The sequence below is a fragment of the Herbiconiux sp. genome, from assembly GCF_023264895.1.
In the GTDB taxonomy this organism is placed as follows: Bacteria; Actinomycetota; Actinomycetes; order Actinomycetales; family Microbacteriaceae; genus Herbiconiux.
In genome coordinates, this window is record NZ_JAHFUY010000022.1 from 66,628 (window position 1) to 82,052 (window position 15,425).

Consider the following 15,425-nt stretch of genomic DNA (forward strand, 5'->3'; position numbering starts at 1 on the left):
CCGCCTTCCGTCGTCACGTCGTGTGCGCGCCGGAGCCGGTCCGTGCCGCGCGTCGTCTTCGCGTTGGGACAACGGTACCGGTATGCCGGGCGAAGTACGCTGGAACGATGAGCCTGCCCGCCCTCGTGTCGCCCGGTCCCGAACTCACCCGCGAGGAGCTCGTGCGCTACGCCCGCCAGCTCTCCCTGCCGCAGATCGGGGTGGAGGGGCAGCGCCGGCTCAAGGAGTCGCGCGTGCTCGTGCTCGGCGCCGGCGGCCTCGGCTCGCCCGTGCTGCAGTACCTCGCGGGCGCCGGCGTCGGCGTGATCGGGATCGTGGACCACGACGTCGTGGAGGTGTCGAACCTGCATCGCCAGCTGGTGCATCCGCTCGCCTCGGCGCGTTCTGCTGAGCGGAAGGTCGCTTCGGCGGCGGCGGCGCTGCGTGCGCTCAACCCGCTCGTGGAGGTCGTGGAGCACGACGTCGAGATCACGCCGTCGAACGTGCTCGAGCTCGTCTCAGAGTACGACGTGGTGGTCGACGGCACCGACACCTTCGAGGTGGGGCACATCGTGGATGCGGCCTGCGCGCTCGTGGGCAAGCCCATCGTCTGGGGCTCGGTGCTGCGGTTCGACGGGCAGGTGACGGTGTTCTGGGCGACGGCGCCCGGGGAGCTGGCCCGCACCATGTCGGACCTCTTCCCCACCGCAGCGGCCGACGCGGATGCGGAGTCGTGCGCCGTGGCCGGGGTCGTCGGGCCGGCGTGCGGGGCCGTCGGGTCGCTCATGGCGGGCGAGGTGCTCAAGCTGCTCGTGGGGTTCGGGTCGCCGCTGCTCGGTCGGCTGCTGGTGCTCGATGCGCTCGACGCCACCTGGCGCGAGGTGCCGTTCTCGCACGTGGAGCGGCGGCCGGGGCGGTCGTCGGCGGCGCGGGGGGCGTCGAACATCGGGGAGCCGTACAGCTACGCGAACCAGGGGGCTGCGGGGGTGAGCCCGGCGACTCGGCTGTTCGAGCGGCAGGGGGCTGCGGGGGCTGAGCCCGCTGTTCCGGCAGCGCCGGCTGCTCCGGCTGCTCCCGAGTCGATCTCGGTGCACGAGCTCAAGGAGCTCCTCGAGGCGCGCTCGCGGGACGAGGCCGACTTCGTGCTCGTCGACGTGCGCGAGACGTACGAGTACGAGGTGGCCTCCATCGAGGGAGCGGAGCTCGTGCCGCTCGGGCAGCTCCTCACGGATGCGGCGCGGGAGATCCTGCCGCCGCAGGAGCGCGTGATCGTGCACTGCCACTTCGACGGGCGCTCGCGGCACGCGGCCGAGGTGCTGCGCTCGAAGGGGTGGGAGGACGTGGTGTTCGTGCGCGGCGGGATCGACGCGTGGTCGACGGAGGTCGACCCTTCTGTGACGCGGTACTAGGGGTCGCGCGCCCCGGCCGCTCAGCCGCCGGCGAAGGGCGGGAGCACGTCGAGGGTGTCGCCGTCGGCGAGCACGATCGTGCGGTCGCCGGTGGAGGTGCGGTTGTGGATGAAGGTGCAGCGGGCGAGGATGCGCTCGATCGTGGCGGCGTCGGCGGTGGGGCCGGTCCCGGCACCGGATCCGGACGCCCCGGCGGCCTCTGACGCCAGCTCCCCCAGGAGGTCGGCGATGCTCGAGCCGGCGGCGCGCTCGTCGGAGGCGCGGCCGAGGGCGGCCTTCGCGGCGGCGAAGTAGCGGAGGTGGACGCTCATCAGCCGCCGATCGCGCTCATGGTGCGTTCGGGCTGGGCGAATCCGACGGCGTTCATCTCGTGCCCGGCCGGCTTGCCCCACATGGCGGCACGCCAGAGGTCGGCGACCACCGCATCCGTGGCCCCGCTGCGCATCGGGCCGAGGAGGTCGGTCTCCTCGTGCGAGAAGAGGCAGCTGCGCACACCGCCCTCGGCGGTAAGACGCGTGCGGCGGCAGTCGGAGCAGAACGGCTCGCTGACCGAGGCGATGATCCCGACGAGGCCGAGCATCCGGCCGCCTTCCCCCTCGGTGCGGTCGCGCACCTGGAAGAGCTCGGCGGGGGCGCCGTCGCGGGGGGCGTCGTCGGGGGTGAGGAGGTAGCGGGTGCTGAGGCGCTCCCGGATCTGCGCGGCCGTGATCATGGTGTCGCGCGCCCAGGTGTGGTCGGCATCCAGGGCCATCTGCTCGATGAAGCGGAGCTGGTGGCCGCCCGCGAGCGCCCACTCGAGGAGCTCGACGGCCTGGTCGTCGTTGATGCCGGGCATGAGCACGGTGTTGATCTTGGTGCGCACGAGCCCGGCGGCGCGGACGGCGTCGATGCCGGCGAGCACGCGGTCGAGGAAGGGGCGGCGGGTGATGGCGGCGAAGGTGTCGGGGTGCACGGAGTCGAGCGAGACGTTGATGCGGTCGAGGCCGGCGTCGGCGAGGGCCAGGGCGCGGGAGGCCAGGCCGATGGCGTTCGTGGTGAGCGAGATCTCGGGGCGGGGGTCGAGCGAGGCGACGTCGCGCACGATCTCGACGAGGTCTTTGCGGAGGAGGGGCTCGCCGCCCGTGAAGCGGATCTGCCGCACGCCGAACTCGGTCACGGCGATGCGGGCGAGGCGCGTGATCTCGTCGCGGGTCAGGAGCGCCGGGGGCGGGAGGAAGGGGAGGCCCTCGGCGGGCATGCAGTAGGTGCAGCGGAGGTTGCAGCGGTCGGTGAGGGAGATGCGGAGGTCGGTGGCGGTGCGACCGTAGGTGTCGAGCAGGGCGGAGGTCGCGGGGCGGCCGGCGGGGAGGATGCCGGTGGCCGCGGCGGCCTCGGTGGGGCCTGCTGCCCGGGGCGCGGCGATGCGCAGCGAGGGGATGCCGAGTGCGACGCTCATGCGGAAAGCCTACGCGGCTCGGAGCCGGCGTCGGCCGGCGCGGTCGTGGAATGCACAGAATGCGGGGCACCGAGGCCCTATTTGGGGTCGGTCCCTCTCATTCTGTGCATAATCCGCCACCCTGTCGGCGTGGGGGTGCGTAACGGTAGAAATGCGAGGGAGTGGTCACCTATATGGGATCGGTCTCGCGCATTTCTACCGTTGCTCGGTCGGGCGTCCCGAGTAAGTACGCAAATGAGGAGGACCGACCGCCTATACGGGGTCGGTCCTCCTCATTTGCGTAGTAACTCATCAACTTTCCCCGAGGCGGAGCTCGCGGCCCGATGCGGCAGACTGGGACGATGCGCACGATCGACGACCATCGAGCCGAGATCACCGCGCTCCTCGCGCCGCTCCGGGCGTCGCTCGGCACTGAATCGCTGCCGGTCTCCGGGGAGTCGCTCGCCGCCGATCCCGCGCGCTGCCTCCGCCGCGTGCTCGCCCACGACCTCGTGTCGCCCTCGAGCCTCCCGGCGTTCGACAACTCCCAGATGGACGGCTACGCCGTGCGCGCCGCCGACCTCGCCGCCGCCACCGCCGACTCCCCGGTGTCGCTGCCCGTCGCCTCCCGCGTCGCCGCCGGCGACGTCTTCGGAACCCACACGCCCGGAACGGCGACCCCCATCATGACGGGCGCGGGCCTTCCCGACGGCGCGGATGCGGTGGTGCAGATCGAGAAGGCCGTGCCACCCGTCTTCCCCGACACCTCGAGCAGCAGCCGCGTCGCGTTCGTCGAGCCGGTCGCCGCCGGCACGTTCGTGCGCTCCGCGGGCAGCGACGTGCGCGAGGGCGAGGTGCTGCTGGCCGCGGGCACGGTGCTCGGGCCCGCACAGTTCGGGGTGGTCGCCGGCACGGGGGCCGTGCAGGTCGAGGTGCGCCGGCGCATCCGGGTGCTGCTCGTGTCGACGGGTCACGAGATCCGGGATGCGGGCACCGTGCTCGCGCCCGGGCAGATCTTCGATGCCAACACGGTGTCGCTCACGGCGGCGCTGCTCGGCGCCGGATGCGAGGTGGTGGCGCGGCCGTGCCGGTCGGACGACGCGGACGACCTGCTCGACGTCATTTGGAACGAGGCCGACGTCGACCTCCTCGTGACGGTCGGCGGTGTGAGCGCGGGGGCGCGGGAGGTCGTGCGCGATGCGCTCGGGCCGCTCGGTGTGGAGTTCATGAAGGTCGCGATGCAGCCGGGTGGCCCGCAGGGGTTCGGCCGCATCGAGGTGGGTGTCGAAGGCGCAGCCACGCTGCCCGTCGTGTGCCTGCCCGGGAACCCGGTGAGCGCGCTCGTGTCGTTCGAGGCGTTCCTCCGCCCGGCGCTCCTCGAGACGCTCGGCGCGGAGCCGCTCCGCGAGACACGTCGCGCCCCCTCCGCCGAGGCGTTCGACTCGCCGCCGAACCACCACCAGCTGCGCCGAGGCGTGCTCGACCCCGACGGCCGCCTGCGCCTGCGCGGCGGCCCCTCGAGCCACCTGCTCCACTCCTACGCCGAATCCACCGTGCTCGTGCACGTTCCCGTCGGCATCACCCGCGTCGCCGAGGGCGACGAACTCGACTTCTGGAGGATCGATGGCTGACGGCCGCGAGCTCACCCACGTCACCGCCGACGGATCGGCCCACATGGTCGACGTCACCGACAAGGCGGTGACCCGCCGCGTCGCCTCCGCTCAAGCCGTGCTGCACACGCGCGACGACGTGATCGCACTGCTCGTGGCCGGCGAGCTCCCCAAGGGCGAGCCGCTCGCGGTCGCGCGCGTCGCCGGGATCATGGCGGCGAAGCAGACCTCGGCGCTCATCCCGCTCTGCCATCCGCTGCCGATCAGCGGGGTGACGGTGGAGTTCACAGTCGGCGAGTCGAGCGTGCGGATCGTCACGACCGTCAAGACCACGGGCGTCACCGGCGTCGAGATGGAGGCGCTGACGGCGGCCTCGGTGAGTGCGCTCACGCTCTACGACATGATCAAGGCGGTGGATCGGGGGGCGCGGATCACCGACATCGAGGTGCTGTCGAAGTCGGGCGGCGCGAGCGGCGACTGGAGCCGGGCGTGACGGGCGGGGCGGCGGGTCCGGCCCGCGAGGCTCGCGAGGCTCGCGTCATCGTGGCGTCGAACCGCGCGGCGGCGGGGGTGTACTCCGACACGACGGGGCCGGTCATCCGGGACTGGTTCGAGGCGCGGGGGTGGGCGGCCGAAGTCGAGGTGGTCCCGGATGGCGAGCCGGTGGGCGCTGCGCTCCGCGCTGCCGTCGCGTCGGGTGCCGCCGCGATCGTGACGACGGGAGGCACGGGCGCCTCCCCCACCGACCGCACGCCCGAACAGACGCGGGCGGTGCTCGACTTCGAGCTGCCGGGGGTGGCGGAGGAGATCCGGCGCGTGGGGCGGGAGCACATCCCGCTCGCGGTGCTCTCGCGCGGGCTCGCGGGGGTGGCGGGCCGCAGTCTCGTGCTCAACCTGCCCGGGTCGACCGGTGGTGTGAAAGACGGGCTCGCGGTGCTCGACGGGCTGCTCGAGCACCTCGTGGATCAGATCGGTGGAGGTGACCATGTCCGGGTCGACTGAGGGCTCGGCGGCCGGGGCGGTGCGGTTCGCGACCGTGAGCTCCGAGCCGATCGGCGTGGAGCAGTGCATCGAGGCCGTCTCGCGCGACCACGCGGGCGCCGTGGTGAGCTTCGCCGGGGTCGTGCGCGACCACGACGAGGGGAAGGGTGTGACGGCGCTGTCGTACACCGGGCATCCGTCGGCGCAGGACGCCATCGAGGAGGCGGCGCGGCGGATCGCGGCGGCGCATCCGGAGACCGTGGTGGCGGTCGCGCACCGGGTGGGCGACCTCGTGGTGGGCGACATCGCGCTCGCCTGCGCGGTGTCGAGCGCGCATCGGCAGGAGGCCTTCGCGGCGTGCTCCGAACTGGTCGACCTGGTGAAGCAGACGGTGCCGATCTGGAAGGAGCAGCTGTTCGACGACGGCAGCTCGGAGTGGGTCGCGGCGCTCGGCTGAGATCCTCTCCTCCACAATCCGAAGCGGTGGCCTTCCTACCCCCAAAACGGGTCGACGTTACATCTCAGACACATTGCTGAGGTCTACTGATACTGCAACTCGACCTCGAACGGAGATCGTCGTGGATCTGAACACCATCACCGCCATCCATCCGGCGCGTCACCGCGACGACCTGGCCGCTCTCGGCGCGGCCACGGCGCCGCTCGCCGGCGGCTCGTGGCTCTTCTCGGAGCCGCAGAACCACCTCACCTCCCTGGTCGACCTCATGGCCTTCCGGTGGCCCTCGCTCACAGTGCTGGGCGACGACGCCGAGGTCGCCGCCGACGCGGGCGCGCTCGAGGTGGCGTCGACGTGCACGCTCGCAGAGCTCGCGGCGATGCCGGACGAGCACGGCTGGGCCGCGCATCCGCTGTTCCGTCAGTGCTGCACGGCTCTGCTCGGCTCGTTCAAGGTGTGGAACGTGGCCACCGTGGGAGGCAACATCTGCGCCGCGCTGCCCGCGGGGCCCATGACCTCGCTCTTCTCCGGGCTCGACGCCGAGGCGCTCATCTGGCGGGCCGACGGCAGCGACGAGCGCCTGCCGGTGGCGCGGTTCGTCACGGGCGACGGCGCGACGGTGCTCCGCGAGGGCGATGTGCTGCGGTCGCTGATCGTGCCGCGGGCCTCGCTCGAGGCGCGGACGGCGTACCGCAAGATCGCCCTGTCGCCGCTCGGCCGCTCGGGCGCCGTGATCATAGGGCGGCTCGATCGCGACGGCTCGTTCACGCTCACCGTCTCGGGGGCCACGCTGCACCCCGAGCAGCTCCGCTACGACTCGGTGCCGAGCGCCGAGGTGCTGACGCACGACGTGGAGGCCATCGAGACGTGGTTCACCGATCCGCACGGAGCCGCCGACTGGCGGCGGGCCGTCTCGGCACTGCTCGCGATCGAGATCCTGGAGGAGCTCCGATGAGGTTCATCATGAACGGCGAACAGCTCGAGGCCGAGCCCGCCCCCGGCCAGTGCCTGCGCACCTTCATCCGCGACCAGGGCAACTTCGAGGTCAAGAAGGGCTGCGACGCGGGCGACTGCGGCGCGTGCTCCGTGATCGTCGACGGCATGGCCGTGCACTCGTGCGTGTTCCCGGCGTACCGGGCCGAGGATGCGGTGGTCACGACGGTCGCCGGGCTCGGCGAGCCGGGCGACCTCAGCGCGGTGCAGTCGAGCTTCGTGGAGAACGCCGGATTCCAGTGCGGGTTCTGCACGGCGGGCATGGTGGTGACGGCGTCGACGCTGAAGCCCGATCAGCTCGATGACCTGCCGCGACTCATGAAGGGCAACCTCTGCCGGTGCACGGGGTACCGGGCCATCGAGACGTCGATCCGGCGAGGGGTCTGCGCGTCGGCCGGCGGGGGCGGATGCGCGAACCTGTGCGGGTCGGCGCCTCATGCGACTGCGACGGCGACGACGGGTGTCGTGGAGCCCGGGTTGGATCCTTCTGAGCAGAGTGCTGCAGCGCCGGACGTGGTGGAGCCGCTGGAGGCGCCCGCCAGCGTCGCGGCACCCAAGTCGGTGGGCCGCTCGGTCGGCGCGCCGGCCGGTCCGCGGATCGTGAGCGGGCGGGAGCCCTACACGCTCGACGTGGCCGTGCCGGGAGTCACGCACCTCAAGCTCCTGCAGAGCCCGCACGCGCACGCGCGGATCGTCGCGATGCGCACCGAGGCCGCGGCGGCACTCCCCGGCGTGCACGCGGTGCTCACCGCCGTCGACTCCCCCGAGCACCTCTACTCCACGGGGCGGCACCAGTTCCGCACCGATGATCCGGACGACACGCGGCTGTTCGACACCGTCGTGAGGTTCCGCGGCCAGCGCATCGCAGCCGTCGTGGCCGACTCGATCGCGATCGCCGAGGCCGCCTGCCGTCTGATCGAGGTCGAGTACGAGCTGCTTCCCGCCGTCTTCGACCCCGAGGAGGCCCGCTCCCCCGGAGCTCCCCTCCTGCACGGCGACAAGTCGGTCGCCGAGTCGCGCATCGCCGAGCCCGAGCGCAACGTCGTCGCCTCGGTGCACTCCGAGATCGGCTCGGTCGCCGAGGGCTTCGCCGCGGCCGACGCGACGGTCAGCGGCACGTATCAGACGCACCGGGTCTCGCACGCCTCGCTCGAGACGCACGGCTCGGTGGGCTGGCTCGACGAGGCGGGCCGCCTCGTCATCCGCACGAGCTCGCAGGTGCCCTTCCTCGTGCGCGACGAGATCGCCCACATCTTCGACCTCGATCCGGCCGCTGTACGCGTGTTCACGGCGCGCGTGGGCGGAGGCTTCGGCGGCAAGCAGGAGATCCTCACCGAGGACCTCGTGGCCCTCGCGGTGCTCACCACCGGGCGGCCCGTGCAGTTCGAGTTCACCCGGGTCGACCAGTTCACGCTCGCTCCGTGCCGTCATCCCATGCGCGTGGCGGTGGAGGTCGGAGCGACTCGCGACGGCCGGCTCACGGCCCTCGCGGTCGACGTGCTGAGCGACACGGGTGCCTACGGCAACCACGGGCCGGGCGTCATGTTCCACAGCGTGGGCGAGACCGTGAGCCTCTACAACGCACCGAACAAGAAGATCGACGCGGAGGTCGTGTACACGAACAACATCCCCTCGGGTGCGTTCCGGGGCTACGGGCTCGGGCAGGTCGTGTTCGGCATCGAGCAGGCGCTCGACGAGCTGGCGCGCGAGCTCGGCATCGATCCGTTCGAGTTCCGCCGCATCAACACCGTGAAGCCCGGAGACCCACTCGTGGCCGCTCACGTGGAGGGCGACGACCTCGTCTACGGCAGCTACGGGCTCGACCAGTGCCTCGACCTCATGGAGCAGGCGCTGCAGCGCGGCAACGGCGTGCCGGAGCCGGTGGGCCCGGAGTGGACCGTCGGCACGGGCATGGCGTCGACCATGATCGCCACGATGCCTCCGCGCGGTCACTTCTCGGAGGTGAGCATCACGCTCGAGGCCGACGGCGGCTACCTGGCCGGGGTCGGCACCTCGGAATTCGGCAACGGCACCACCACGGTGCACACCCAGATCGCCTCGAGCGTGCTGGGCACGACTCCGGATCGCATCCGCATCCGGCAGTCGGACACGGATGCCGCGGTGTTCGACACGGGCGCGTTCGGGTCAGCGGGCACCGTCGTGGCGGGCAAGGCGCTGCACGCGGCGGCCGAGGCGCTGAAGGGCACGATCCTCCGCACGGCCTCGGAGCTCGCCGGCGAGTGGAGCCAGGGGCACCTCGAGGCCGACGGCGTGCGCATCGGCGACACGCTGGTGCCGCTCGTCGAGATCGCAGCGGCCGCCGGAGGTTCGATCACGGAGTCGGGCAGTGAGGACGGATCGAAGCGGTCGCTCGCGTTCAACGTGCACGGCTTCCGCGTGGGGGTGAACCGCTCGACGGGCGAGGTGCGCATCCTGCAGTCGGTGCATGCGGCGGATGCGGGCTTCGTGCTCAATCCGGAGCAGCTCCGCGGCCAGGTGGAGGGCGGGGTGGCGCAGGCCATCGGATCGGCGCTGTACGAGGAGATGCTGCTCGATGAGGGCCTCGTGAAGACGCAGGTCTTCCGCAGCTACCACCTGCCGCAGATGGTCGACGTGCCCGAGACCGAGGTGCTCTTCGCCGAGACCGACGACACGGTGGGGCCCTACGGCGCCAAGTCGATGAGCGAGGCCCCCTACAACCCGGTGGCGGCGGCCCTCGCCAACGCTGTCCGCGATGCGACCGGTGTGCGCCCCCACGAGCTGCCCATCTCCCGCGACCGCGTGTGGAGAATGCTCCGCGCCTGAGCCACCGCCGCCGCCCCGCGCCGACTCAGCGCAGGTGTGGAACCGACACGTCGCGCCGCTCGTGCACTCAACGCGGTGGGCGCGGCGGGCGGAGGGGCCGTAGCGCAGAGCGGGCGGCAGCGGCGACGGTGGAGGCGACGAGGTCGAGGGTGGCGGTGCGGAGCTGCCACTGCTGCCAGTAGAGCGGCACGTCGAGGTGAGCACCCGGGTCGAGCTCCACGAGGTCGAGACCCGCGCTCTGCGCTTCCGGCACCATGCCCCAGCCGTAGCCCGCCGCCACCGCCCGCACGAAGTCGGCCGAGGCCGGCACGAAATGCCGTGGCGGCTCCGCGCGCGATTCGCCACCACCGCCCACCCCGGCTGCCCGTTGTGCGGTCGACGACTCGTGGGCCCGCGGCTCACCCGCTCGCGCCCGGCCCACCCGTGGTGGCGTCGGGGTGGACTCGTCGGCCCGCGGCTCTCCCGTTCGCGCCCGGCCCACCCCTGGTGGCGTCGGGGTGGACTCGCCCACCCCTGGCCCGTCCGCCCGCGAGCCGTCGTCGGCGGCGGCCGCGCGGCGGCGCAGGTAGTCGTGCTGGAGCTCGTCGCGGTGGTCGAAGACCACCACCGGCGCCGAGCGCAGCGACGTCACCGACGCGCGGCCGGCACCGCGCTCAAACTCCGGGAACCAGCGCTCCACGAACCCCCGCGACGCCACCGGCGCGTACCGCATCACACCGAGCCCCACCGAGGTGCACCCCTGCACCGGCTCAGCCACCGCCGACACCGCCGCCATCACGGTGCCGTCCCGGAGCAGAGCCGTGGTATGACTCTCGTCCTCACGGTGGAAGTCGAAGTCGACCGACCCCGCCAGCTCGGCGAGCGCCGGCAGCAGCCATGTCGCCAGCGAGTCCGCGTTCACCGCGAGCGGCACCCGGATGCGTGGAGCCGCCCCCGCAGCATCCGGCCCCCCTTCGACCGCGGCACCGACGGGATCACCGCCGAGCTCGCGGGCGACGTCGTCGGTGAGCACCGCGAGCTGCCGGGCCAACCGCAGGAGCACCCGTCCGGATTCCGTGGCCGTGGTGGGCTTCGACCGCGTCAGCAGCACCCGCCCGACCGAGTTCTCCAGGGCCCGGATGCGCTGGCTCACCGCCGAGGGCGTGATGCGCAGCCGCCTGGCCGCGGCCTCGAAGGTGCCCTCGCTCACGGCGGCATCGAGGGCGGCGAGTTGGGACGGATCCAGTTGCATGAAGCAAAGCTAATGCATCCGAAGAAACATTAGCTGGACTGGTTGAGCTGCCATGCCTAACGTCGAAGGGTGCTCGCATCCCTCGCCCCGCTCGATCCGCTCGCCGCTCTCGCCGGCCTCGGCTTCGGGCTGTCGCTCATCATCGCCATCGGCGCCCAGAACGCCTTCGTGCTGCGGCAGGGCCTGCTCCGACAGCACGTGCTGGCCGTCGTCGCCGTCTGCGCGATCTCGGACGTCGTGCTGATCGGCCTCGGCGTGAGCGGCATCGGCGTGCTGGTCGAGCGCCTGCCGGCCCTGCTCGTCGCCGCCCGCATCGGCGGCGCCGTCTTCCTCGTCGTCTACGGCCTCCTCGCCGCCCGCCGCGCCCTGCGCCCGGGCGCTGCGCTCACACCCGACCTCACTGCTCCTGACCTCGCTGCTCCCGACCTCACTGCCCCTGACCTCGGTGCCCCCGACCTCGCTGCCCCCGACCTCGCTGCCCCCGGGACCTCCGCCCCCGGCATTACCGTCCCCGCCCCCACCACGTCGCGTGAGGTCGTGGCCCCCGCCGAGGCCGCGGCCGGAGACCCCGGCGACATCGGCACCGGCGGCGCCCCGACCGGAAGCCCATCCACCACCACGAGCACCGTGGCACCCACCGGTCGCCGCACCTCGCGGGCCACCGGCGGCCTCCTCGCCGCGATCCTCACCGCGCTCGCCCTCACCTGGCTCAACCCGCACGTCTACCTCGACACCGTCGTGCTCCTCGGCTCGATCGCCAGCACGCATGGCGACTCCCGGTGGATCTTCGGCGCCGGAGCCGCCCTCGGCAGCATCATCTGGTTCACCGCCCTCGGCTACGGCGCCCGCCTCCTCCGCCCCGTCTTCGCGAAGCCGGTGGCCTGGCGCGTGCTCGACGGCATCATCGCCGTCATGATGATCGCGATCGCGGCCTCGCTCCTGCTCGGCCTCTGACGCGGTGGCCCGATCGCCGGGTCGCATCGCCGGGTCGCATCGAATGGCTGCGTCCCGCGTGCCCGCATCTCCGACCCGAGCCGACGCCCGCCCCCTTGCCCGGCCCGATCACAGGCGCCCATCGGCACACGACAGCGATCCGCCTACCGCCCCCGAAGCTCCTCCACGGCCCGCACGACCCCCCGCGCCACCGCGTCCCCGTCCACGCGCACGAGCTCCCCGTCCCGCACCACGGCCGATCCGCCCACGAGCAGCAGCGCCAACGGTGGCGGCGCCCCGAGCGTCAGGGCCGCCACGGGATCCGCGATCCCCGCGTGCTCGACCCCGTCGACCCGCCACAGCGCCAGGTCACCGAGCTTGCCCACCTCGATCGAACCGAGCTCCGCCGACCGCCCGAGCACGCGCGCGCCGCCCATGGTCGCCATCCGCAGCGCCTCCCGCCCGCTGAGCGCCGCAGCGCCTCCCCGCAACCGCCCGGCGAGCACCGCCATCCGGATCTCCGAGTCCAGCCGGCCCGACTCGTTCGAGGCCGAGCCGTCGACACCGAGCCCCACCGCGACCCCCGCCGCGAGCAGCTGCGGCACCGGCGCGATGCCCGCCGCCAGCCGCGCGTTCGACGACGGGCAGTGCGCCACCCCCGTGCCCGTCGCCGCGAACCGCCCGATCGCGTCGTCGTCGAGGTGCACGCAGTGCGCCATCCAGACGTCGTCGCCGAGCCACCCCAGGTCGTCGAGGTACTGCGTGGGGGTGCGCCCGAAGCGCTCGAGGCAGAACGCGTCCTCCTCCACCGTCTCGGAGCCGTGCGTGTGCAGCCGCACGGCCCCGGGCAGCGACCGGGCGAGCACAGCGGATTCGCGCAGCAGATCGGCGGTCACCGAGAACGGCGAGCACGGCGCCAGCGCGATCTTCACGAGCGCCTCACGCGAGGGGTCGTGGAAGCGCGCGACGGCCTCCGCACTCGCCTCGAGCGCCGCGGCGGTCGTCTCCACGGCGAAGTCCGGGGGCAGCCCGCCCTGCGAGCGTCCGAGGTCCATCGATCCGCGCGTCGCGTGCAGCCGCACACCGACAGTGCCGGCCGCCTCCACGATCGCCCCGAGGATGTCGCCGCCCCCGCGCGGGAACACGTAGTGGTGGTCGCCCATGGTGGTGCAGCCCGAGAGCGCACCCACGGCGAGCCCGCCGAGCGCGCCCGGCCCGACGGTGTCGGCGGTGATCCGCGACCACGTCGGGTACAGCGCCGTCAGCCAGTCGAACAGGATCGCATCCTGGGCGATCCCCCTGGTCAGCCACTGGTAGAGGTGGTGGTGGGTGTTGATGAGCCCGGGCGTGAGCAGGTGCCCGGTGCCGTCGATCCGGGTCACGGATGCGCCGCCGCCGAGATGCTCGTCGGGCACGGCTCCGGGGCCCACCGCCACGATCTCGGCACACTCGAGCACCACGTAGCCGGACTCGTGCTCCGTGCCGGCCGCATCGACGGTGACGACGTACGCGTTCTCGATGACGACCCGGGCCGCACTCACGGCGCCTCCCCCACGACCGGCGCGCGATCCGCGACACCATCGACGGGCGCGCGACCCACCACACCATCGACCGGCGTCCGAGCCGCAACACCATCGACGAGCCCGCGATCCGCCACACGAGCGACCGGCACCAGACCCGCGTCACCCTCGACCGGCGTCCGATCCACCACACCATCGACCGGCACCAGACCCGCGTCACCCTCGACCGGCGTCCGATCCGCCACACCATCGACCGGCGCGCGATCCGCGACCCCATCGACCCGCGCCCGACCCACGACACCATCGACCGGCACAGCATCGACCGGCACCGCATCGCCCCGATGGATGGGCCCGGATGCGAAGCGCAGCGACGCTCCCGACGCTCCGTTCCGCACCGCGATCACCTCCGCCAGGATCGACACCGCAGTCTCCTCGGGCGTCGACCCGCCGAGGTCGAGCCCGATCGGCGAGTGCAGCGACGCGAGCGCCTCGTCGTCGAGACCGCGCGCGCGGAGGGCGGCGATCCGACGGTCGTGGGTGGTCCGCGAGCCCATCGCCCCCACATACGCCACGGGCAGTGCGAGCGCGGCTTCGATGAGCGGCAGGTCGAACTTGTCGTCGTGGGTGAGGATGCAGACGACCGTGCGCTCGTCGACCTCCGTCGAGGCGAGGTAGTCGGTGGGCCAGCGGTTCACGACCTCGGCGTTCGGGAAGCGGTCGGGGGTCGCGAACACCGGACGCGCGTCGCACACCGTCACCCGGTAGCCCAGCAGCGCCGCGGCGTTCGAGAGCGCCACCGAGAAGTCGACGGCGCCGAACACGATCATCCGCGGCGGCGCGGCGGCCACCACGAGCACCGCCTCGACCACAACCCCCTCGCACTCGATCCCCCGCCGCTCGGTGCGCCCGCGATGCAGCGCACCCCGCAGCGCCGTCCGCACCGCCGTCCGCGCCGCCGACTCGAGCACAGTCGGTCCGAGACCGCCGCGATCGACCTCCGGCGTGTGGTGCTCGGTCATCAGCCGCAGCTCGCCCACGGCGCGGCGCCCCAGCTCGTCCTGCTCCTCCAGGTCTCCGGATGCCTGGGGCAGCACGATCGCCACCCCCGCCGCCCGGCCCTCCCGCGCCAGGGCGAGCTCGCCGAGCAGCGCCGCCGAGGCCTCGTTGCGCAGGCCCGCAGGCGCGAGCTCGTGCACCGCGACGGTGATGCGTCCGCCGCAGGACAGGCCGACGGCGAACGCGTCGGCGTCGCTGAAGCCGAACGAGCAGACCTCCGCGTCACCGGTCTCGAGCACGCGACCGCACGCCTCGTAGACGGCGCCCTCAACGCAGCCGCCCGAGATGCTGCCGATCACGCGCCCGAGGTCGTCGACGGCCATCGAGGTGCCGAGCGCGCGCGGCGCACTGCCGTCGACGGCCACGACGGTGGCCACGGCGAGCCGCCGGCCCGCGGCGAGCGACTCGAGGAGTGCTGCGGCGAGTTCGAGCATGGAGCCCCCTTCGGTCGACGGAGTGCGAGCGTGCGGCGCGAGATCGTATGCGTGCGACGTGCTGCGACGGTCAGGGCCCGAGGACCCGCCCGCACCCGCCCACGACATGAGCCTGACACATCCGCGTGTTAGAAATCTCGCATGCTCATCATCCACGACGCGGCCCGGATCGTGATCGACGCCGACACAGAGCTCGGCCCCGGCGACTTCGCGGTGGGCAGCACCGTGCCCGACGAGCAGCCGCACGAGCAGCCGTACCCGCAGCTCGGCGCCCCCGCGGTCAGCCGGCCCACGACGCCCCTCGACCAGCCGCACCAACAGCCCGGCGCGCAGCTCGACCCCCAATCCCCGGCCCCCACCACCGAGCACCTCGACGCATCCGGCTGCATCATCACCCCCGGCCTCGTCAACGCCCACCACCACCTGCTGCAGACGGCCTTCCGCACCCTGCCCGGCACCCGCGGGGTGCCCATGCACGTCTGGCTCCCCACCATGGCCGCCGCCTACTCCGCGGTGGGCATCGACCCCGAGCTCGCCCACGCGGCCGCCCGTGCGGGCATCGCCGAGGGCCTCCTCGGGGGCGTCACCACCGTGGCCGACCACCAC

At 72.9% G+C, this 15,425-nt stretch carries 14 protein-coding genes; 9 read left to right on the top strand and 5 right to left on the bottom strand.

All coding sequences use genetic code 11. The annotated features are described in order from the left end of the window. The first annotated feature begins 107 nt into the window (after positions 1-107). The gene (locus Q0D57_RS04515; RefSeq protein WP_291038833.1) at positions 108-1,388 is read left to right on the top strand and encodes a ThiF family adenylyltransferase; all 1,281 of its coding nucleotides are present in this window, start codon (positions 108-110) and stop codon (positions 1,386-1,388) included. Between the two features lie 20 nt (positions 1,389-1,408). Here Q0D57_RS04515 and Q0D57_RS04520 read toward each other — a convergent pair whose 3' ends face one another. Next, positions 1,409-1,699, bottom strand: coding sequence for a MoaD/ThiS family protein (locus tag Q0D57_RS04520; protein ID WP_291038836.1), 291 nt, complete (start codon positions 1,697-1,699; stop codon positions 1,409-1,411). Continuing rightward, positions 1,699-2,823 carry a GTP 3',8-cyclase MoaA gene (moaA, locus tag Q0D57_RS04525; RefSeq protein WP_291038839.1) on the bottom strand — a complete coding sequence of 375 codons (1,125 nt, stop codon included), beginning with the start codon at positions 2,821-2,823 and terminating at the stop codon, positions 1,699-1,701. The genes Q0D57_RS04520 and moaA overlap by 1 nt, the downstream gene beginning before the upstream one ends. Positions 2,824-3,164: 341 nt before the next feature. On the opposite strand from moaA, the gene glp reads away from it, so the two are divergent. The 6 genes from glp to Q0D57_RS04555 all read left to right on the top strand — a co-directional run bounded on the left by glp (position 3,165) and on the right by Q0D57_RS04555 (position 9,645). Next, positions 3,165-4,433 (top strand): gephyrin-like molybdotransferase Glp, encoded by a 1,269-nt coding sequence (gene glp / locus Q0D57_RS04530; protein ID WP_291038842.1) that lies wholly within the window; start codon positions 3,165-3,167, stop codon positions 4,431-4,433. Beyond that, a complete protein-coding gene (gene moaC / locus Q0D57_RS04535; RefSeq protein WP_291038845.1) occupies positions 4,426-4,905 on the top strand; it encodes a cyclic pyranopterin monophosphate synthase MoaC in 480 nt (159 codons plus the stop codon). The genes glp and moaC overlap by 8 nt, the downstream gene beginning before the upstream one ends. Next, complete coding sequence (locus Q0D57_RS04540; protein ID WP_291038848.1) at positions 4,902-5,414, top strand: molybdenum cofactor synthesis domain-containing protein; 513 nt, start codon at positions 4,902-4,904, stop codon at positions 5,412-5,414. Before moaC ends, Q0D57_RS04540 begins: the two co-directional genes overlap by 4 nt. After that, a complete protein-coding gene (locus Q0D57_RS04545) occupies positions 5,398-5,850 on the top strand; it encodes a molybdenum cofactor biosynthesis protein MoaE (RefSeq protein ID WP_291038851.1) in 453 nt (150 codons plus the stop codon). The genes Q0D57_RS04540 and Q0D57_RS04545 overlap by 17 nt, the downstream gene beginning before the upstream one ends. A 121-nt stretch (positions 5,851-5,971) precedes the next feature. Then, entirely contained in the window at positions 5,972-6,802 is an 831-nt protein-coding gene (locus Q0D57_RS04550; RefSeq protein WP_291038854.1) for an FAD binding domain-containing protein, read from the top strand. Continuing rightward, on the top strand, positions 6,799-9,645 hold the full coding sequence (locus tag Q0D57_RS04555) for a molybdopterin cofactor-binding domain-containing protein (RefSeq protein WP_291038857.1): 2,847 nt from the start codon (positions 6,799-6,801) through the stop codon (positions 9,643-9,645). The genes Q0D57_RS04550 and Q0D57_RS04555 overlap by 4 nt, the downstream gene beginning before the upstream one ends. Positions 9,646-9,712: 67 nt before the next feature. Here the strand turns inward: Q0D57_RS04555 and Q0D57_RS04560 are convergent, their stop codons facing one another. Then, the gene (locus Q0D57_RS04560) at positions 9,713-10,876 is read right to left on the bottom strand and encodes a LysR family transcriptional regulator ArgP (RefSeq protein WP_291038860.1); all 1,164 of its coding nucleotides are present in this window, start codon (positions 10,874-10,876) and stop codon (positions 9,713-9,715) included. A gap of 69 nt (positions 10,877-10,945) precedes the next feature. Between Q0D57_RS04560 and Q0D57_RS04565 the strand changes: the two genes are divergently transcribed. Continuing rightward, entirely contained in the window at positions 10,946-11,830 is an 885-nt protein-coding gene (locus Q0D57_RS04565) for a LysE/ArgO family amino acid transporter (RefSeq protein ID WP_291038863.1), read from the top strand. Between the two features lie 143 nt (positions 11,831-11,973). On the opposite strand, the gene Q0D57_RS04570 is transcribed toward Q0D57_RS04565, so the two are convergent. Then, complete coding sequence (locus tag Q0D57_RS04570) at positions 11,974-13,350, bottom strand: 8-oxoguanine deaminase (protein ID WP_291038866.1); 1,377 nt, start codon at positions 13,348-13,350, stop codon at positions 11,974-11,976. After that, positions 13,347-14,819, bottom strand: coding sequence for an XdhC/CoxI family protein (locus Q0D57_RS04575; protein WP_291038870.1), 1,473 nt, complete (start codon positions 14,817-14,819; stop codon positions 13,347-13,349). The genes Q0D57_RS04570 and Q0D57_RS04575 overlap by 4 nt, the downstream gene beginning before the upstream one ends. A 141-nt stretch (positions 14,820-14,960) precedes the next feature. Here Q0D57_RS04575 and Q0D57_RS04580 point away from each other — a divergent pair. After that, positions 14,961-15,425: amidohydrolase family protein (locus tag Q0D57_RS04580; RefSeq protein ID WP_291038873.1), on the top strand; the 465-nt coding region annotated here is incomplete at its 3' end.

What these genes read in the sequence shown, in the direction of transcription:
- Q0D57_RS04515 (WP_291038833.1), top strand. Translation starts at nt 108, where the DNA reads ATGAGCCTGCCCGCCCTCGTGTCGCCCGGTCCCGAACTCACCCGCGAG.
- glp (WP_291038842.1), top strand. Translation starts at nt 3,165, where the DNA reads ATGCGCACGATCGACGACCATCGAGCCGAGATCACCGCGCTCCTCGCG.
- Q0D57_RS04575 (WP_291038870.1), bottom strand. Translation starts at nt 14,819, where the DNA reads ATGCTCGAACTCGCCGCAGCACTCCTCGAGTCGCTCGCCGCGGGCCGG.
- Q0D57_RS04560 (WP_291038860.1), bottom strand. Translation starts at nt 10,876, where the DNA reads ATGCAACTGGATCCGTCCCAACTCGCCGCCCTCGATGCCGCCGTGAGC.
- Q0D57_RS04545 (WP_291038851.1), top strand. Translation starts at nt 5,398, where the DNA reads ATGTCCGGGTCGACTGAGGGCTCGGCGGCCGGGGCGGTGCGGTTCGCG.
- Q0D57_RS04520 (WP_291038836.1), bottom strand. Translation starts at nt 1,699, where the DNA reads ATGAGCGTCCACCTCCGCTACTTCGCCGCCGCGAAGGCCGCCCTCGGC.
- moaA (WP_291038839.1), bottom strand. Translation starts at nt 2,823, where the DNA reads ATGAGCGTCGCACTCGGCATCCCCTCGCTGCGCATCGCCGCGCCCCGG.
- Q0D57_RS04555 (WP_291038857.1), top strand. Translation starts at nt 6,799, where the DNA reads ATGAGGTTCATCATGAACGGCGAACAGCTCGAGGCCGAGCCCGCCCCC.
- moaC (WP_291038845.1), top strand. Translation starts at nt 4,426, where the DNA reads ATGGCTGACGGCCGCGAGCTCACCCACGTCACCGCCGACGGATCGGCC.